This window comes from Mycobacterium timonense, assembly GCF_025821985.1.
In the GTDB taxonomy this organism is placed as follows: domain Bacteria; phylum Actinomycetota; class Actinomycetes; order Mycobacteriales; family Mycobacteriaceae; genus Mycobacterium; species Mycobacterium avium.
In genome coordinates this window covers 14,117-31,249 of sequence record NZ_JACKSY010000014.1, presented here as the reverse complement: position 1 = coordinate 31,249, position 17,133 = coordinate 14,117, and the positions used below count along the sequence as shown (strand labels likewise).

Here is a 17,133-nt window from a genome sequence, read left to right as displayed (position 1 = left end):
GGTCAACCGCTTGGTCGGGCCCAGCCGGGGAATCATCGGGGATGGCCCATCAGCGCCAGGGCCGCATCGGCCGCGTCGAGCACCGCGCCGCCGGCCGCCCCAGCCTGCTCGGCGAGGTCGACGACCAGCCGGACGTCCTTGCGCAGTAACGCTCCGGCCACGCCGGCCAGCTGATCCAGCCCGCCGATGCCGCCAAGCGCGTTGAGCGCGAAGCTGTTTCCGCTGCTGCGCGAGACGACTTCGGTGAGCCGCTCGGGGCGGACACCGAGCTGCTCGGCCAGCGACAGGGCGGTGGCCGCGGTGGCCAGGTTCGCGGTGAACAGCAAGTTGTTGAGCAGCTTGGTGGTTTGCCCGGATCCCAGCTCACCGAGGTGAACCACCGGATCGGCGTAGGTTTCGAACACCGGACGGCAGCGCTCGACCACGTCGGCGTCGCCGCCGGCCATCACCAGCAGCCGGCCCTCGGCCGCCGCGCCACCGCCGCCGCTGACCGGCGCATCGACGACCGAAACCCCGAGCGCCGCAGCCCGTTTGGCAAGTTTTCGGCAGGTGTCGGGGTGCACCGTGCTGTGCACCGCGATGACCCCGCCGGGTTGCATCGCCGACAGCAGTCCATGCTCGCCGTCGGTGAGTTCGTCGATGTCGGCGTCGCCGATGACGCACAGGCAGACCAGGTCACTGGCCGCGGCGAGTTCGGCCGGAGAGCCGGCCACCTTCGCGTCGGTGTCGGCGAATACCTCGAGCGTCGCGGGTCGGCGCGCCCACAGCGTGGTGGGGTAGCCGCCTTCGACGATCCGGCGCGCCATCGGCCCGCCCTGGCTGCCCAACCCGATGAATCCCACGCGCATCAACCCGCCTCCTCCTGCGCCGCCGTCGTTTCGTGCGCCGCCTGCTCCCTGTCCTCCGCCTGCTCCCCGTCCTCCGCCGGCTCCCCGTCGGCCGCCGGCTCCCCGTCGGCCGCCGAGCGTGAAGCTAATTTCACGTTCGACGCCGAGCGTGAAGCTAATTTCACGTTCGGCGCCGGGCCGGCGGTCGCGCAGGCGTTCGCGAAGGACAACACCGTCGCGTGATAGTCGGCCGCCGTGTACCCGAGGCTGATGTTGTGCCCGGCGCCGGGTTGCCGGTGCACGGTGAATTCCGGCGCACCGGTGAACAGCGCCGCGATCTCGTCCATCGCCGAAGCGTCGTTCTGCCAGACCTTTTCGTGTTCGGCGATGCTGAAGTGCACCGGGACACGCACGGCCGGGGCGAGCGCCGGAAAATCCCGGCGGGCCCAGTTCGACACCATCTGGTCCTCGTAGGACGGGGCGCTCGGGGAGACCGTCGCACCGCCGAGAACCTCAGGCGGATAAAGGTTTTCCGGGTGCCACAACAGTTCGCGCAGTCCGGCGGGACGACGCTCGCGCGTCGCGGTCTTGAGGATCTCCCGGGCGGCGGGGTGGTAGTGCCGACCGGTGCCGGCCAGCTCGATGCCGAGCAGGTCCGCCCCCCGCTCGTCGGCCGCCATCCGCAGCACAAGCTCGCAACCGCCGGAGTGGCCCATCAAGAACAGCCCGGCGCCGCGCGGCCGCTGCCCGAGGATGCGATCCACCGCACCGTAGGCGAGCTCGACGCGCTGCTCGGGCCGCGTCATCGCCCCCGGATAGGGGGCCGAGCTGCCGTAGCCCGGCCGGTCGAGCGCCACCACGGTGAATCCCGCTGTGGCGCCGGCCCGCAGCAGCGAGAACGACGGGTGGCCCGGGCAGTCGAAATAGACCGCGGTGGTGCCGCCGCCGTGGATGGCCACCAGCACGGCCTTGGGATCCTCGGCCTCGGCCACCAGTGCCGACATCGGCACGCCGTCCACGATGACGAGTCGGGGACGCGGCGCGGCGCCGTTCACCGGTCGGCCCGCAGCAGGATCACGCCGCTCGGGGTCAGGCCGCCGCTGCTGACGACGCCGACGCGGGCGTCGGCGACTTGGCGGTCGCCGGCCTCGCCGCGCAGCTGGGTGATGGCTTCGTGCAGCAGACCCATGCCGTGGGTGCGGCCGTGCGAAAGCTGACCGCCGTGCGTGTTGAGCGGTAGCTGGCCGTCGCGGGCGATGTTCTTGCCGCCGTCCAAAAACTCCTTCGCCTCACCGATTCCGCAGAATCCCAGCGCCTCGATCCAGGACAGGCAGTTGAACGAGAACCCGTCGTACAACTCGGCCACATCGACGTCCGACGGGCGCAGCGATGTGCGCGTCCATACGTGTGCCGCCTGGCCCAACACCTGCGGCTCGTGGGTGAGAGTGCTTTGGTCCCAATCGGTTCGCTCGATGATCTGGGTGCCCACCGCCTCCACCAGCACCGGCGGCTTGGCCAGATCGCGGGCGGCGTCGACGGCCGAGACGATGACGGCGATCGCGCCGTCGCAGGGCACGTCGCAGTCGTAGAGGCCGAAGGGCGTGGTGATGGGCCGCGCGCCCAGGTAGTCCTCCATGGTCATCGGCGAGCGGTAGATCGCGGTCGGGTTGAGCTCGGCGTTGGCCCGCTGGTTCAACGCGATCCAGCCCAGCGTCTCCTTGGTGGTGCCGTAGCGGTGAAAGTGCCGCTGCGCGTTCATCGCCAGGGTGTGCGCCGCCGAGGTGGCGCCGAACGGCATCTGCCAGCCTTGCATCCGGCCCATCGACGGGGTGATCTTGCCCTGCTTCATCAGCTCGGTGTGGGTGGCCTCCCACAGCGTGCGGAAGCACAACACGTGGCGCGCCAAACCGCCTGCGACAGCAAGCATTGCGGCGATCACCGAGCCGCCGGGCCCGAACGTCTCCATGGCGCCGTTGTGCCACGTCGGCCGGATGCCCAGCGCGGCCTCCAGGGCGGTGACGCCGCCCTCGCCCATCCCGGCGACATTGATCGCGCCGGGATAGGTGGACAGGCCGTCGATGTCGGCGTACGTCAGGCCGGCGTCGGCGATGGCCGCCTCGCAGGCCTGCACGGTCAGCGCCAGCGGCAGCTGCATCAACCGGCGCCCGATCGGCGACATGCCGATCCCGGTGAGGGCGACCTTGTCCTCGAACTTCGCGGTGGTGAGCATAGGCCGGACGTGGTCGCCGAACCGCTCGGGGGCGATTTCGTCGGCCGGCAGCGGGCCCGGCTCACCAACCGCGCTAGGCCGAAACAGGGGGAACCACACGTCGTCGGCCTGTTCGAAGACGACCTCGACGGCCTGGCCGAGCTCGAGCCGGTCGGGATCGCACTCCACGATGTTGGTGGTCAGCCGGACCCGTGGGTCCTCCGCGATCGCCACCTGCGCGATCACGTACGGCGCCGGCATTCCCGGCAGGCTGAAGCGGTGGTTGACGGTGAATCCGGCCAGCGTCGCCTTGCCCGAGACGGCCCGCACCCCGATGTCGCGGGACCGGCAGTACCGGCACACCGGCGCGGGCGGGTGGATCAGCGATGCGCAGCTCCGGCATTCCTGCAGGCGCAGCTTTCCGTCGGCGCCCGACGTCCAGAAGAACTCGTTCTCCTCGGTGACCAGGGGCAGTGGGCGTCCGGATGCTGACACGTCACCTCCGCGAGTAGCACGGTAGGACCGTTATACGATTCGGAGAATCACGTTATCACTACTTGCGGACGCGCAGAATGACACCGTCAAGACGGCACCGAGGTGCCGGATCAAAAGGGCACCCAGGTGCCGGCGACATAGGTGCCCCACTGGTGAAAGCGCACACTCCACATGGGTTCGTTGGGCGACCACCAGGGCCGCGGTGGCGGGGGCGGCACGTCCTGCCCGGCAAACGACGGCGCGTATGGCGGCGGGGGCTGGTACCAGTCCGGCGGCGCCGGTGGCACCCTGCACTCACCCGTCGTCCGATTCCACGACATGTTGCGATCGCACTCCGCGGAGCTGACTCCCGGCGTCGCTGTCGCCGCTACCGCCATACCGATGAACGCGACCGCAACGACAACCGTCGAACGACGGACAAACCATCTCATGGTGGGCCTCCCGTGGGGCCGTCCCGACGACGTTGGGAGTCTCAGCTTATTCCGGTGCCACCGCGACGACCAGGTTCGTTTCGCCGACGCCACGACCACCGAGCGCTGTCGTGGCGTTTCGTGTCGCGCCGGGGTTATGCTCCAAGCGCGATATCAAGTACTTCACATTGGGAGGTCCGTTGCTCGAGGCGGAGAAGATTCTGATCACCGGGGCGACGGGCAAGATCGCCTTTCCGATCGCGCGCGCCCTGGCCGCGGCCGGCAACGAGGTGTGGGGCGTGGCCCGGCTGAAAGACCCTGCGGCCCGCGAGAAACTCGTCGCCGCCGGTGTCAAACCGGTCGCCCTGGACGTCGGCGCGGGCGACTTCTCCGGTCTCCCTGAGGATTTCAGCTACGTCTTGCACGCCGCGGTGGACACCGGCGCGGGTGACTGGAACCGCTGCCTCGAAACCAACGCGCAGCGGTCGGGCGAGCTGCTCTACCACTGCCGCGCCGCCAAGGGTTTCGTGTTCTGCTCCACCGGCTCGGTGTACGCCTATCAGGGGCGCCGGCCGCTGACCGAATCCGACCCGCCGGGGGTGCCGCTGCGGGCCAACTACAGCATCTCCAAGGTGGCGGCCGAAGCGGTGTGCACCTGGGTCGCCCGGCATTTTCAGATTCCATTGACCATCATCCGGATCTGTTCCACCTACGGGCCGCAGGGCGGTGCGCCCGCCGATCGTCTGGAAGCGATGCTGGCGGGCAAGCCCATTCGGTTGCACCCGGACAAGCCGAACAACTACAACCCGATCTATGAAGACGACTACGTGGAGCTGGGCATCCGCGCCATGGAGGTGGCAGCGACACCGCCGGTCGTGGTGAACTGGGCGGGAAGCGAAACGGTCAGCGTGGAGGAGTACTGCACATTCATGGGCCAATTGATCGGTGTGGAGCCGAAATTCGAGTACACCGAGCGGGCGCACACGCCGCTGTGGCCCGATGTCACCCGGATGCATGAGGTGTTGGGTCGGACGAAAGTGCCCTGGCGCGAAGGATTTCGGCGCATGATCGAGGCACGGCACCCGGAAATCACACTGCGCCAAGCCGATCCGGCAACATCCTGAGGACTGCTGCGATGCAACTTTCCGGAAGGCCATCCGACGAAGTCGCCGAGGTCCTCGCGACCGGGCGGGGCGAGATCACCACGTTGTTCGTCTCGATGGCGACCCGCCATCCCGACGGGAACGACGCCGACTACCTGCGCTGGCACACCCTTGACCACCGCCCGGAGCAGCATCGCCTGGCCGCGGTGCGGGCCTCGCTGCGCCTGGTGTCCACGCCGGCCTGCCGGGCGGCGCGCGCGGTCGGCGACGGGCCGCTGGACGCGGTCGATCACGTGATGACGTACTTCTTCACCGACGCGTCCGGGCTGCGCGGCTTCAACGAACTGTCCACCGCGCTGGGCGACGCCGGCCGCAAGGTCCCGTTGCTGCCCCCGGTGCAGCGCGGCGTGTACGACGTGGGGCGCAAGGTGGCCGCGCCGCGGGTCAAGGTCGGAGCCGATGTGCTGCCCTGGCTGCCGGTGCGCGGCGCGGTGCTGCTGGTCGAGCGGGGATCGGCGCCGGTCGATCCGCTGGTCGAGGTCGACGGCGTCGCCGGGGCGTGGTCCGCGTCGTCCCGGCGGATCTTCGCCGATTCCGGGAACGCGCAAGAAGACCAGTCGATCACCTATTGCTTTGTCGACGACGACCCGGTCGCGACCGCCTGGCGGATGCGGCCGGCGCTGACCGCGCGCTGGGCCGACGCGGGCGTCGAACCCCTTATTGCCGCACCGTTTTTCGCGGTGGTGCCCTACGAATGGGATCGCTATGTCCCGTAGCCGGGGGGCGGCGTGCGAATCGGATTGATGGTCGGCTCGGACAAGGAGCGCTCGCGTGCCGAGCGGCTGGCCGGGCTGGTCGACGACGCGGCCGCCGCCGAACGCGGCGGTTTCACCGCGTTCTGGATGCCCCAGGTGCCCGGCTACCTCGACGCGCTCACCGCGGTGGCGCTGATCGGGCAGGCCACCGAGCGCATCGAGATCGGAACGGCGGTGGTCCCGATCCAGACCCGCCACCCGATGGCCCTGGCGCAGCAGGCATTGACCACCCAGGTCGCCTGCGGCGGGCGGTTCACGTTGGGCATCGGGCCCTCGCATCACTGGATCGTCAACGGCCAACTGGGACTGCCCTATGAACGTCCGGCACGCCTGACGAGGAACTACCTGCAGGTGCTCGGCGCGGCGTTCGCCGGACCGGGCAGCGTCGACGTCGACAACGAAAGTTATTGCGTGCATTCGCCGGTCGACGTCACGGATTCATTCGGTGTCTCGATCCTGTTGTCGGCGCTGGGGCCGACGATGCTGCAACTGGCGGGCGAGCGCGCCGACGGCACCATACTGTGGATGGCCGACGAGCGGGCGATCGGCGAGCATGTGGTGCCGCGGATCACCGCGGCGGCCGGCGGTGCCGGGCGGCCGGCGCCTCGAGTCGTCGCCGGGGTTCCGGTCGCAGTCTGCTCGAACAGCGAGATCGACGATGCGCGAGCCTATGCCGGCGAGATGCTCGGTCACGCGGAGTTCTCCCCGAATTACGTCCGGCTGCTGCAGCACGGCGACGCCGAAGACGTCGGCGACACCATGGCGGCCGGCGACGAGTCGGCCGTGCTGCGCAGGTTGCGGCGGTACCGCGACGCGGGCGCTACCGACCTGGCGGCGCGGATCGTGCCGCTGGGCAACGACGCGCGCGAGCGGGCCGAATCGCGGCGCCGCACTCACGAGTTCCTGTCGGCGGTGTGCCCGGCGTTGTGAGGCTCAGCGGGTGAAGCCCCACTCTGCTTCGTTCTCTTCGGTTTTCAGGTGCTCGGCCGGATCCGTCGCCTCGGCCAGCGGTGGGCGGTGGGAAGGGGCGGTGCGCTCACCGATCTCGGCGATGGCGTGCACCGGGCAGTCCAGCAGGGCGCGCATCACCGCGTCGCGATCCGCCTCGGCCACCGTGCCGTCGCCGATCAGCGACGCGTACCCCCAGTCGTCCAGCGAGAAGTATCCCGGCGCGTGCTTGGCGCAGATGCCGAAGCCGTCGCACACGGTGCGGTCCAACCGGATTCTCATGCCTGCCTCGCAACTTCCGCCTGGTAGGGACGGTCGGCGCGGAACGCGCCGCGGGTGCAATCCGGGCACGACCCGTCGAGATGGGCCGTGACGTCGTCCGGGAACTGGTCGAGCAGGCTGGCGGCCATATTGGTGGCGGCGTCCAGCGTCGCGCAGGCACCGCGGCCCCGCAGCAGCACCGACCAGCGCCGCAACCGGTCGACGTCTTCGGTCGTCGCGGCGCCGTCGCGCAGCGCACCGCCGGCGGCGGCCATCGCCGCCGTCCCGTTGAAGCACGACCCGCACTGGCCGGCGTTTTCGCGATCGAAGTAGGCCAGCACCGACGCCGCGACCGCGACGGGGCAGTCATCGGTGAGGACCGAGATCGCACCGCAGCCCAGTCCACTGCCGAAGCGTCGCATCGTCTCGTGGTCCAGCGTGGTCTGCAGCACGGAGCGATTCAGTAGGCCGGCGAAGTAGCCGCCCATCAACGCGCCGCGCACTGCGTCGGCCGAGACACCATGCAGGGCAAGGAGTTCGGTGAACGGCGTGCCGTGGGCGAGCTCGTAGAGCACCGGTGGCCGGCCGGCCCCGCTGATGGTGGCCAGGAAGGTGCCCGGCGACAGGGGGGTGCCTTGCGCGCGGAACGCGGATGCGCCGTGGGACTGCAGGAAGGGCACGTTGGCCAGGGTTTCCACATTGCTCACCAGGGTGGGCCGGTCGCCGACGCCGGCCTCGAAGGGACGCGGCGGCTTGTCGGTCGGCTTGGCCGGACCGCCGTTGAGCGCGCGGACGGCGGCGGTCTCCTCGCCGGCCACGTATCCGGCCGGCACCGTCGACAGCGTGACCGTCACACCGCCGAGCGTGTCGGGATCCAGCTCGCCCAGCGCGGATTCGACGCTGTGCGCGGCTTCCGGGTCGGACACGTACACGTAGCCACGCTCGGCGCCGACCACCGCGGCCGCCAGCCGCAACCCGTCCAGCACCAGGTGCGGGCGGTTGCGCAGCAGCCAACGGTCCTTGATCGAAGCCGGTTCTCCCTCTTCGCCATTCGCGACGACGACGGTGCCGCCGGCCCCGGCCGCCGCGCGGCCGTTGTCGCGGACGGTGCGCAACTTCACCCCGAGCGGGAACGCCGCGCCGCCGCGTCCGACCAGGCCACTGGCCTCGACCTCGCTGAGCAACTGCTCGCCGGCAGCGAGCGGGCGATAGCCGCCGAGCCCGCGGTACGCGGCGAGGTCTTCACGCCCGGGCTGTCCGGTCAGCAACCGCGGCCGGCAGCCCGGCGCGATTGCGGTGACGACGGTGGTGGACTGTGTGGTGTTCACGGCTGGCCTGCCAAGGTGTTAGTTAGGCTTGCGCACATGCGAACTGCGGTGGTGCGCGTCAACGTCGACCCGAAGAGTGAGTGCACGGCTGCACAACTACGCGACGGCATGGCAGCACTCCTCGGGCTGGCGCGCGCGGCGGGCGCCGACGTCGTCGACAACGACCTGGCCGCCATGCCGGCGAGCCGCCGCGAGGTGGAGTTGCTCATCGCCGCCGACGACGGCGATGCGGCCATGGGCGTCGCTGTCACCCTGTGCGCCAAAGCGTTTCAGTCCACTCCGGTGCCGGGGGTGGTCACCTTCATCAGCCGGGGAACCGACGACGACGCGCACGGGGTGCTGTCGGGGTTCGGGCTCACCGGGGACATCGAAAGGACCGCCGGCGACGAGGGATTCGACATCGTCTACGTGACGCTGCGCGAGCAGGACCTGGAGCGGATTCCGGAAAGCCGCATCCACACCGCCCTGGAAGCGTCGCTGAACTGCGAAGTCCACATCCGCACTCGGTAAAGCCATCACGACCCCAAAAATTCCAGGATCGCGGGTGCGGCCTGCACCCAGGTGTCGAACATGTTGAAGTGCTGCACCCGGCCCGCGGCGCGGTCCTCGGACGCGCGCTCCCACGCGTCCTCGGGCCAGGGCGGATCGATGAGTTTGGACCCCTTGATCAGGCAGCTGACTTCCAGCGACGTCCGTTTCGGGTGATCCATGTCGTTCTCGCCGCCGCGAATGATCAAGGTGGGCACCGTGATTCGGTCGAACATCTCGTCCTCGACGCCCGGGATGGTCTGGCCCGGCTTGGACACGAACGCGTTGAGCCAGCGCAGCATCACCTTGAGGAACTCGCCGGAGTCGAAATCGAGGAACCGCTGCTTGTTGGCCGGGTTCTCCTCGATGCGTTCGCGCCATTCCTGCACCTTGATCACACCGTCCATCCCGGTGCCCCGCACCGCGAGGATGCTGGGGATGATGTAGAAGGAGCCGAGCACAAAGGTGCCGTAGATGCCGCCGACGATGTTCCACACCACGAGTTTGGTCACCATCTCGGGGTAGAGCATCGTGGTCAGCATGGAATCCCTTGCCCCACCGGAGCCTCCGGCCAGGATGCAGCGCTCGAAGCCGAGCCCGGTCACCAGCTTGTGCAGCGTTTCGGCGCGCATGTGCGATTCGCTTTGCCCGTAGAACTGCACATCGGAAGCGCCGCAATTGGGCCGGTCCCACAGCAGCACCCGATAGCCGCCGGCGACCAGCGCATCGGCGAGCGGCCGCAGGCCGGGGATCTGCATGCTGAACCGTCCGCCCGGCGTCAGCGCGATGAGATCACCTGAGTCACCGAGGATTTCGTAGACCACATTCCCGCCGTTGACCTCGATAGAAGGCACCCGATTCTCCTGTAGCTAGGCCTGCACCACGACGTCGTTGCCGACGACGCGCACCGGGTAGGTGCGGATACTCCACTCCGGCTTGACCGCGGTGGTTCCGGTCGCCAGCTCGAAACCCCATTGGTGCCAAGGGCAGTAGATGTACTCCAGGTCGCGCACCATGACCGAGTCACCGGGCGCGGTCTCGTCGACGATGGTGCGCCCCCGGGGCCGCCCCGAACACAGCGGGCCGCCCTGGTGTGGGCAGTAGTTCGCGATCGCGTAAAAGGTTCCGTTGACGTTGTACACGCCGACGCCGTGGCGACCGATCGGCACCAGTTTGTGTGTGCCCGGCGGGATTTCGTCTACCGTGGCGACGACGTGCTCGCGGCCCTGGGCGAGTCGGGGTTCGGGCCGCTTGGTCTGAGCCCCCTCGGTTTCGGATGCCAATTCAGAGCACCCGGACCTGACCCTCGAGCACCGGCACCGTCTCCGGCAGGTGATAGGTCGCGATGCCGTTCTTGTACATCACCGCGTCGCGGGCCGCCTTAGGAAGGTGCTTGACCAGCCAGCGCGGGTCGTCGAACGTCCAGTGCGGGTAGTCCGAGGAGTAGAGCAGGATCTTGTCGCACTCCATCCATTCCAGCGCCCGGGTCAGCTCGGTCTTGTCCTCGGGGTAGTCCAGCGGCTGGGTGGTGAATTTGATGTGGTCCTTGACGTATTCGCTTGGCTTGCGCTTGATCTGCACCCGCGACTTGCGGGCCTCGTAGATCGCGTCCATCCGCCACATCAGCGGCAGGATCCAGGTGAACGCGTGCTCGACGAACACGATCCGCAGGGTCGGGAACCGGTCGAAGACACCGTCGAAGATCAGGCTCATCACCTGGTTGGCGGCCAGCAGCGAGTAGGTGACCATGAAATCGTGGTTGTAGCTGGGGAATCCGACCGGAGGCGTCGGCAGCATCTCGTAATTGCTGCGCGACAGGTGGCAGCTGACCACGATGTCGTGCTTGGTGGCCGCGGCCCAGATGGGGTCGTACTTGGGGTGTCCCCAGGACGGCCGCGGTTCGGCCTTGATGAGGATCTGCGCCATGTAGGGATGGCCGGCCCACTTCTCGATCTGCTCGACGGCGCCCTCGGGGTCCTCGATGGCGGCGCAGATCGAGCCGCGCCAGCGTTCGTGCCAGTTGTTGCGGCTGTCCAGCCAGTGGTTGGCCTGCCAGTCGTTGAGCGCGCTGCAGTACGCCTGGTGCGCCTCGCCGATCCGCGGGGTGCGCCCGGCGGGCTCGAGGATGGCGATATCGGAGCCCGCCTCCATGATCAGCTGGCGGAAGGCCATGTCCGGGTCGCTGCCGGGGAACTCGCCGTCCGGCGGGAAGGTGTCGGTGCGCATCGCGAAGGCGTGCGCATAGTCGGGGGCGTCGTAGTAGATGAGTTCGCCGACTCGGTGTTCGAAGAAGAATTTGCGCCACCGCTCGGGGATGTACGGGGTGATCTCGCCCCGCTTGGGCACCGGGTGCACATCCGAGTCCACGCACCGGACGGCGATGCGTTCGGCGGCGGGGACCCGCTCCTGCATGTGGGTGAGCGTCATGGCGACCTCCTCCGTATCCCTTTCCCTATTCTGCGACTAGCTCGCGGCCAGGTCGACAGAAATGTCGATCCCGTACAGATCCGCCGCGGTGCGCCAGCACAGCTTCTCGCGCTGCTCGGCGGACAGCGCCGGCGGCAGCTTGTGCACGTCGGCGCACTGCCAGTGCGGATAGCTGGAGCCGAACATCACCATGTCTTCCTTGCCGGTGAAGCCGAACCACTCCGCCGCGAAGTCGGCGTCGCCGGGCCCGTCCAAGCTGCCCTGGACGAAATACACGTGCCCGGGGATGTAATCGCTGGGAATGCGCGGAGCCCACGGCGTCTGCTCGAGGTGCGGCCGGCCGAAGGTGTCCATCCGCCAGATGAACGGCGTCAAGAAGTCGGCGGCGCCGTCGGCCCACACGAATTTCAGTGCGGGGAAACGCTCGAATACGCCCTCGGCGATCATGTTCATCAGGTGGTACAGGTAGTTCAGCGCCATGAAGCTGACGTATTGCTCGTAGGTCTGGGTGTGCCCGGACGGGGTGGGCGGAAACCCGATGCCCTCTCCGGTCTCGATGTGCACGGCCACCGGCAGGTTGGCGTCGGCGGCGGCCTCCCAGAGCGGCCAGAACTGCGGTTTGCCGTACAGTTCCCGCGACTGCAGCGGGATGCCGAGCTGCACGACGCGCGGGTGGGACCGCCATCTCTCCAGCTCGCGCAGCGCGCCGGCGATGTCGTCGGGGTTGACCCGGATGGTGCCGCGGAACTTCTCGCCGAATTCCGGTGAGTCCAGCCAGCGCGACACCATCATCTCGTTGTGCGCGGCGTGCAGCGCGCTGCCCAGATGCCGGTCCGGCATGATGCCGCGCCCCATCGGATGCAGCACGGCGACGTCGACGCCGCGTTTCGAAAACAGTTCCTGGGCAACGAATTCCGGGTCGGAACCGGGGTACTGGCCGTCGGGCCCGTCGGTGTTGGGCGCGTACTCGCTGCCCGGCGCGCCGTACCAGTCCATTTCGTAGTCGGGGAAACCGCGGCTCTTGAACGGCTCGCGCAGGAAGGAACGCAGGTCCTTGTTGGACGGGAAGAAGATGTGCACGCTGGCATCGATGACGGGCGTGCGTGTTCCGTCAGCGTGTTCGATCACGAGAGCCACCCTTCGGCTCCGGCAGCCGAAGCGAGCCGGGCAAGATCATCTGATAGGCAATCTAACATTCTCGTCGGCGCCGCATCAATGGGTTTCCGGTAAGCATTTCGTCTAATCGTCTTCCCTGGTGAGAGGGCATTTATCGGCTGGCTGGGCCACTTGGGTTCTTCAATTAGGATAATAACATTCTCGTGCAGATTAGTAACGGCGCGTCGCCCCGGCCGGGCCGTCGCGGTTACCGCGCGGACCGGCCCACCGTGACGCCGGCGGCCCGCTCCAGCGGTTTGATCACCGTCGTGAAATCGGCCTCCGGCCCTTCCTCGCGCGCCGCGGTCTCCCACAGCCGCGCGATCGTCTCGGCCACCTCGGCGGGCACGCCGAGCGCCTTCGCCTCGTCGAGATAGAGGCGCACATCCTTGACCATCAGGCCGGTGGCAAAGCCGTAGTCGAAGCTGCGCGGCAGGATCGCGCGGGGGAACTTGTCGCGGCTGGCGCTCGTCGCGCCGGATCCGGCGTTGAGCACCTCGATCATCACGGCGGGGTCCAGCCCGGCTTTGACCCCCATCACGACGACCTCGGCCGTGGCGGCCAAGACGTTGGCGGCCAGGATGTTGTTGGCCAGCTTCATCGTCTGCGCCGCGCCCGGTTTGTCGCCGACGTAGAAGGGTCGGCCCAGGGCTTCGAGTGTGGTTCGTATGACGTCGAATTCGCCGCGCGGGCCGGACACCATGAGCGCCAGCGTGCCCTGCTCGGCGCCGCCGACGCCGCCGCTGACCGGGCTGTCGATGGCCACGATGTTCCGCCGCGCCAGCAGGTCGTGGATCCGCATCGCCGTCCGGCTGCCGACGGTGGACAGGTCGACATAACGCTTCACCCGCGCGCCTTCGATCACGCCCGCGGTGCCGGTGGCCACCTCGAGTGACGCGCCCGGGGTGGGAAGGCTGGCCAGCACCGTTTCGGCGCCGTCGGCCACCTCTTTCGGCGACGAGGCGGGGCGCGCCCCGGCGGCGACGAGGCGTTCGAGGGCCTCGCGGCGGCTGTCGAAGGCGACGACGTCGTGCTGTTCGCGAATGAGCCGAGATGCCATGGGAAATCCCATGTTTCCCAGCCCGATGAAGCCGATCGTCATGAGTTCTCCCGATCGAGTTCGGCGAACGCCTCGCGGGCGATGCGGAAGCTGTCAACCGCCGCCGGCACACCGGCGTAGATGGCCACCTGCAGGAACACCTCGCGGATCTCCTCGCGGGTCACACCGTTGGTCAGGGCCGCCTTGATGTGCATCCGCAATTCGTTGGGCCGGTTGAGCACCGCGATCATCGCCAGGTTGAGCATGCTGCGGGTCTTGCGGGGCAGCTCCTCGCGGCCCCACACGGCACCCCAGCAGTATTCGGTGACGAGATCTTGCAGGGGCCGGGTGAACTCGTCCGCGTCGGCCAACGCCCGGTTGACGTACTGCTCGCCCAGAACGTCGGAGCGAATTCGCAACCCCCGCTCGTATCTTTCGCGATCCAATGCACTTCTCCTTCGCTGAGGTCCTTCGCTGAGGCTCCGATTGCCTGAGCGCAGTCTTACACCGTGCCCCGGGTCCGCAGGTCTACAGTCGAGGGTCAAACGGACCGTCCCCGTCCGCGGTGGCGGACTGCCGGGCCGCATTGACGGCTAATTGGCTTGTGGGGGACGGTAATACGTTTTCGGATGACCGGGGAAAGGTGAGGAGAGGCAGTGGCTCAAGCAACCGCTGACGTCTGGGAAGTGATGTCGACCGCCCGCACCATCCGGCGCTTCACCGACGAACCGGTGGACGATGCGACGCTGGCGCGCTGCCTCGGGGCCGCCAGGTGGGCGCCCTCCGGCGCCAACGCGCAGGGCTGGCGGTTCGTGGTGCTGCGCTCTCCCGAACAACGGGCGGTGGTGGCCAAAGCCGCGGCCCAGGCGCTGGAAGTGATCGAGCCGGTCTACGGAATGAGCCGGCCCGCCCCCGACGACCACAGCCGTCGCGCCCGCACCTACCGGGCCACCTACGAATTGCACGACCGCGCAGGCGAATTCACCTCCGTGCTGTTCGCCCAGGCGCACTACCCGACGGCCTCGGAGCTGCTGCTCGGCGGGTCCATCTTCCCGGCCATGCAGAACTTCCTGCTCGCCGCCCGCGCCCAGGGGCTCGGCGCCTGCCTGACCAGCTGGGCGTCCTATGGCGGGGAACAACTGCTGCGCGAGGCCGTCGGGGTGCCCGAGGGCTGGATGATCGCCGGTCACATCGTCGTCGGCTGGCCCAAGGGCAAGCACGGGCCGCTGCGCCGCCGTCCGCTCGCCGAGTTCGTCAACCTCGACCGCTGGGACGCCCCGGCCGACGGCCTGCTCAGCGGCCTCTAACGCACGGGAATTCCGGCCCGCCACCGGCGTCGCGTGAGTGCATGCCCGGATTTCGAGATTATTACTTCCGCAACCGAGAATGTTATTCTCGCCGGGACGGTCACGACGAGAGGCGGCGCCGATGCTGTTGGAATTCGATGCTGATCAGCGGCTGTGGCAGAGCACGGTGCGCGACGCCGTCACCAAGCAATGCCCGCCGTCGCTGGTGCGCAGCGTGGCCGAGGAGGGCGTCGACCCCAGCCCGCTGTGGAAGTCCTACGTGGACCAGGGCTGGACGGAGCTCAACGACCCGGAGAGCACCGTCGAGCTGGCCATCGTTCTCGAAGAGCTGGGCCACGCCACCGACCCCACACCCTTCCTGGCGACGATGAGCCAGTTCGCGCCGCTGGTGGGCGAGCACTTCGATCCGCACCAGTCCGGGACCGCCGTATACGGCGGGGTCTGCGCCTACCGGGACGCCGACGGTTGGGTGTTGGACGGCACCGCGCGCCACGTGCTCGACGGCGACCGCGTCGACCGCCTCGCGGTGGTGACCGACGCCGGGGTGTTCATCACCGCGGCCAATCAGGTGTCGGCAAGGCGCACGGCGGTGTTCGACCCGGTGCTGCACGTGGCCGACCTGTCGTTCGCCGAGGTGCGGGTGCCCGACAGCGCCCGGCTGAGCGTCGATCCCGAGCGCGCACACCATGTGGCGCTGACCGGCATGGCGATCACCATGGTCGGCGCCTGCCAGCGCATCCTCGATCTGGTGCTCGAGCACGTCAAAAGCCGTCAGCAGTTCGGCGTGCCGATCGGCTCGTTCCAGGCCGTGCAGCACAAGGTCGCCGACATGCACGTCGCCGTGCAACGGGCCCGCGCGCTGGCCTATTTCGCCGCGCTGACGATCGCGGCCGATGACCCCCGGCGCCGGCTGGCCGCCGCAATGGCCAAGGCGTCGGCGGGGGAGTGCCAGTCGCTGGCCTTCCGGCACGGCCTGCAGCTGCACGGCGCCATGGGATTCACCTGGGAGAACGACCTGCAGTTCGCGCTCAAGCGGGCCAAGGCGGGTGAGCTGATGTTGGGCGGCGCGGCGGAGCACCGGGCGCGGATCGCAGAGGAATACCGTGCAGCTGACTTTTGATCCCGACGTCGAGGCGTTCCGCGCCGAGTTCGCAGCGTTCCTGGACGAAAACCTGCCCCCGGCAAGCGAAACCCTGGAACGTCCGCGATCGGTCTCGCACATGCCCCAGTGGGCGCGCCGCTGGCAACGGCTGCTCTTCGACAACGGCTGGCTGCTGCCCAGCCAGCCGCCGGAGTACGGCGGCCGCAACGCCACGGTGCTGCAACAGTTCGTCTATCTCGAGGAACTCAGCCGCCGCCGGATCTACCACAGCTTCAACCCGCAGGGCGTGAATATCGTTGCGGCGTCGCTGTTGTCGTTCGGCAGCGACGAACAAAAGCAGCGCTGGGCGGTGCCGATCCTGCGCGCCGAGATCACCGCGTCGCTGGGCATGAGCGAGCCCAGCGCCGGTTCGGATCTCGCCTCGCTGCGCACCCGCGCGGTGCTGGACGGCGACCACTTCGTGGTCAACGGGCAAAAGGTGTGGACCTCCGGGGCGCATGACGCCGACGTCCTGCTGACCTTCGTGCGAACCGATCCAGATGCGCCCAAGCACAAGGGAATCAGCGCCCTGGTGATCCCCACCGACACCCCGGGCCTGGTCCGCCGGCCGTTCCCGTCGATCTGTTCGATCGACGACAAGGACTTCAACGAGGTGTTCTTCACCGACGTGCGGGTGCCGGCCGAGAACCTGGTCGGTGGACTCAACCAAGGGTGGCTGGTGGCCAACGGTTCGCTGGGTCACGAGCGCACCATGATGTGGCTGGGGTTCGCGGACCGCCTGGAGAACATGATCGCCGACTTCCAGCCCGGCACCGAGGTGGAGCGCGACCAGTACGCCACCACGATCATGGACAGACAGGCGCTGCGGCTGCTCGGCTCGGCGGCGCTGGCCCGCGCCGCCCGCGGCGAAGACGACGTCGCCGCCATCTCGGTGCTCAAGCTGCTCGGTTCGGAAGCCGAGCTGCGCGCCATGGAATTGGCGCTCACCTCCGCGGGCGCCGACGGACTCGTGCACCCCGGGCAGACCGGGCCGTACGCGCACATGAACCTCGACCACTACTTCGCCAGCTGGTTCGAGCGCTACGCGCGCAGCTTCTCCGGGACCATCGCCGGGGGCACCTCGGAGATCCAGCGCAACATCATCGCCCAGCGGGTGCTCGGCCTGCCGCGCGGTTAGCG

The 17,133-nt window shown here is 68.6% G+C and carries 18 protein-coding genes; 7 read left to right on the top strand and 11 right to left on the bottom strand.

Annotated features, from left to right (window positions below; all coding sequences use genetic code 11):
* Positions 1-32: 32 nt before the first annotated feature.
* From H7I87_RS04455 to H7I87_RS04445, 3 genes are read right to left on the bottom strand one after another with little or no spacing between them, the layout of a single operon-like run.
* Positions 33-848, bottom strand: a complete 816-nt coding sequence (locus tag H7I87_RS04455) for an NAD(P)-dependent oxidoreductase (RefSeq protein WP_011723835.1) — start codon at positions 846-848, stop codon at positions 33-35.
* Positions 848-1,882 (bottom strand): alpha/beta hydrolase, encoded by a 1,035-nt coding sequence (locus H7I87_RS04450; RefSeq protein ID WP_009975034.1) that lies wholly within the window; start codon positions 1,880-1,882, stop codon positions 848-850. The genes H7I87_RS04455 and H7I87_RS04450 overlap by 1 nt, the downstream gene beginning before the upstream one ends.
* Positions 1,879-3,531: a thiolase C-terminal domain-containing protein gene (locus H7I87_RS04445; protein ID WP_011723836.1), complete on the bottom strand. Its 1,653-nt coding sequence runs from the start codon at positions 3,529-3,531 to the stop codon at positions 1,879-1,881. The genes H7I87_RS04450 and H7I87_RS04445 overlap by 4 nt, the downstream gene beginning before the upstream one ends.
* A gap of 541 nt (positions 3,532-4,072) precedes the next feature.
* On the opposite strand from H7I87_RS04445, the gene H7I87_RS04440 reads away from it, so the two are divergent.
* The 3 genes from H7I87_RS04440 to H7I87_RS04430 are packed head-to-tail and all read left to right on the top strand — an operon-like array spanning position 4,073 to position 6,789.
* Complete coding sequence (locus H7I87_RS04440) at positions 4,073-5,065, top strand: NAD-dependent epimerase/dehydratase family protein (protein WP_011723838.1); 993 nt, start codon at positions 4,073-4,075, stop codon at positions 5,063-5,065.
* An 11-nt stretch (positions 5,066-5,076) separates the two neighbouring features.
* Positions 5,077-5,820, top strand: a complete 744-nt coding sequence (locus tag H7I87_RS04435; RefSeq protein WP_011723839.1) for a hypothetical protein — start codon at positions 5,077-5,079, stop codon at positions 5,818-5,820.
* 12 nt (positions 5,821-5,832) lie between these two features.
* Positions 5,833-6,789, top strand: a complete 957-nt coding sequence (locus tag H7I87_RS04430; RefSeq protein WP_011723840.1) for an LLM class F420-dependent oxidoreductase — start codon at positions 5,833-5,835, stop codon at positions 6,787-6,789.
* Positions 6,790-6,792: 3 nt separating this feature from the next.
* Here H7I87_RS04430 and H7I87_RS04425 read toward each other — a convergent pair whose 3' ends face one another.
* Positions 6,793-7,089: a ferredoxin gene (locus tag H7I87_RS04425; protein WP_003877260.1), complete on the bottom strand. Its 297-nt coding sequence runs from the start codon at positions 7,087-7,089 to the stop codon at positions 6,793-6,795.
* Entirely contained in the window at positions 7,086-8,396 is a 1,311-nt protein-coding gene (locus H7I87_RS04420; RefSeq protein WP_011723841.1) for an NADH-ubiquinone oxidoreductase-F iron-sulfur binding region domain-containing protein, read from the bottom strand. Before H7I87_RS04420 ends, H7I87_RS04425 begins: the two co-directional genes overlap by 4 nt.
* Positions 8,397-8,432: 36 nt before the next feature.
* Here H7I87_RS04420 and H7I87_RS04415 point away from each other — a divergent pair, with 36 nt between their 5' ends.
* Entirely contained in the window at positions 8,433-8,906 is a 474-nt protein-coding gene (locus H7I87_RS04415) for a hypothetical protein (RefSeq protein ID WP_023871390.1), read from the top strand.
* A gap of 5 nt (positions 8,907-8,911) precedes the next feature.
* Here the strand turns inward: H7I87_RS04415 and H7I87_RS04410 are convergent, their stop codons facing one another.
* The 6 genes from H7I87_RS04410 to pcaC form a co-directional block, all read right to left on the bottom strand.
* A complete protein-coding gene (locus H7I87_RS04410) occupies positions 8,912-9,778 on the bottom strand; it encodes an alpha/beta fold hydrolase (RefSeq protein ID WP_010948952.1) in 867 nt (288 codons plus the stop codon).
* Between the two features lie 15 nt (positions 9,779-9,793).
* Positions 9,794-10,207 (bottom strand): Rieske (2Fe-2S) protein, encoded by a 414-nt coding sequence (locus H7I87_RS04405; protein ID WP_003872995.1) that lies wholly within the window; start codon positions 10,205-10,207, stop codon positions 9,794-9,796.
* A gap of 1 nt (position 10,208) precedes the next feature.
* Entirely contained in the window at positions 10,209-11,351 is a 1,143-nt protein-coding gene (locus H7I87_RS04400) for an amidohydrolase family protein (RefSeq protein ID WP_011723843.1), read from the bottom strand.
* A gap of 36 nt (positions 11,352-11,387) precedes the next feature.
* Complete coding sequence (locus tag H7I87_RS04395) at positions 11,388-12,479, bottom strand: amidohydrolase family protein (protein ID WP_011723844.1); 1,092 nt, start codon at positions 12,477-12,479, stop codon at positions 11,388-11,390.
* A gap of 235 nt (positions 12,480-12,714) precedes the next feature.
* Entirely contained in the window at positions 12,715-13,608 is an 894-nt protein-coding gene (locus H7I87_RS04390) for an NAD(P)-dependent oxidoreductase (protein WP_011723845.1), read from the bottom strand.
* A complete protein-coding gene (gene pcaC, locus H7I87_RS04385) occupies positions 13,605-13,991 on the bottom strand; it encodes a 4-carboxymuconolactone decarboxylase (RefSeq protein WP_003872991.1) in 387 nt (128 codons plus the stop codon). The genes H7I87_RS04390 and pcaC overlap by 4 nt, the downstream gene beginning before the upstream one ends.
* A 243-nt stretch (positions 13,992-14,234) precedes the next feature.
* On the opposite strand from pcaC, the gene H7I87_RS04380 reads away from it, so the two are divergent.
* From H7I87_RS04380 to H7I87_RS04370, 3 genes are all read left to right on the top strand, one after another.
* Positions 14,235-14,852 carry a nitroreductase family protein gene (locus H7I87_RS04380; protein WP_003877272.1) on the top strand — a complete coding sequence of 206 codons (618 nt, stop codon included), beginning with the start codon at positions 14,235-14,237 and terminating at the stop codon, positions 14,850-14,852.
* 121 nt (positions 14,853-14,973) lie between these two features.
* Positions 14,974-15,972, top strand: coding sequence for an acyl-CoA dehydrogenase family protein (locus H7I87_RS04375; protein ID WP_009975049.1), 999 nt, complete (start codon positions 14,974-14,976; stop codon positions 15,970-15,972).
* Positions 15,956-17,131 (top strand): acyl-CoA dehydrogenase family protein, encoded by a 1,176-nt coding sequence (locus H7I87_RS04370; RefSeq protein ID WP_009975051.1) that lies wholly within the window; start codon positions 15,956-15,958, stop codon positions 17,129-17,131. The genes H7I87_RS04375 and H7I87_RS04370 overlap by 17 nt, the downstream gene beginning before the upstream one ends.
* The last annotated feature ends 2 nt before the right edge of the window (positions 17,132-17,133 follow it).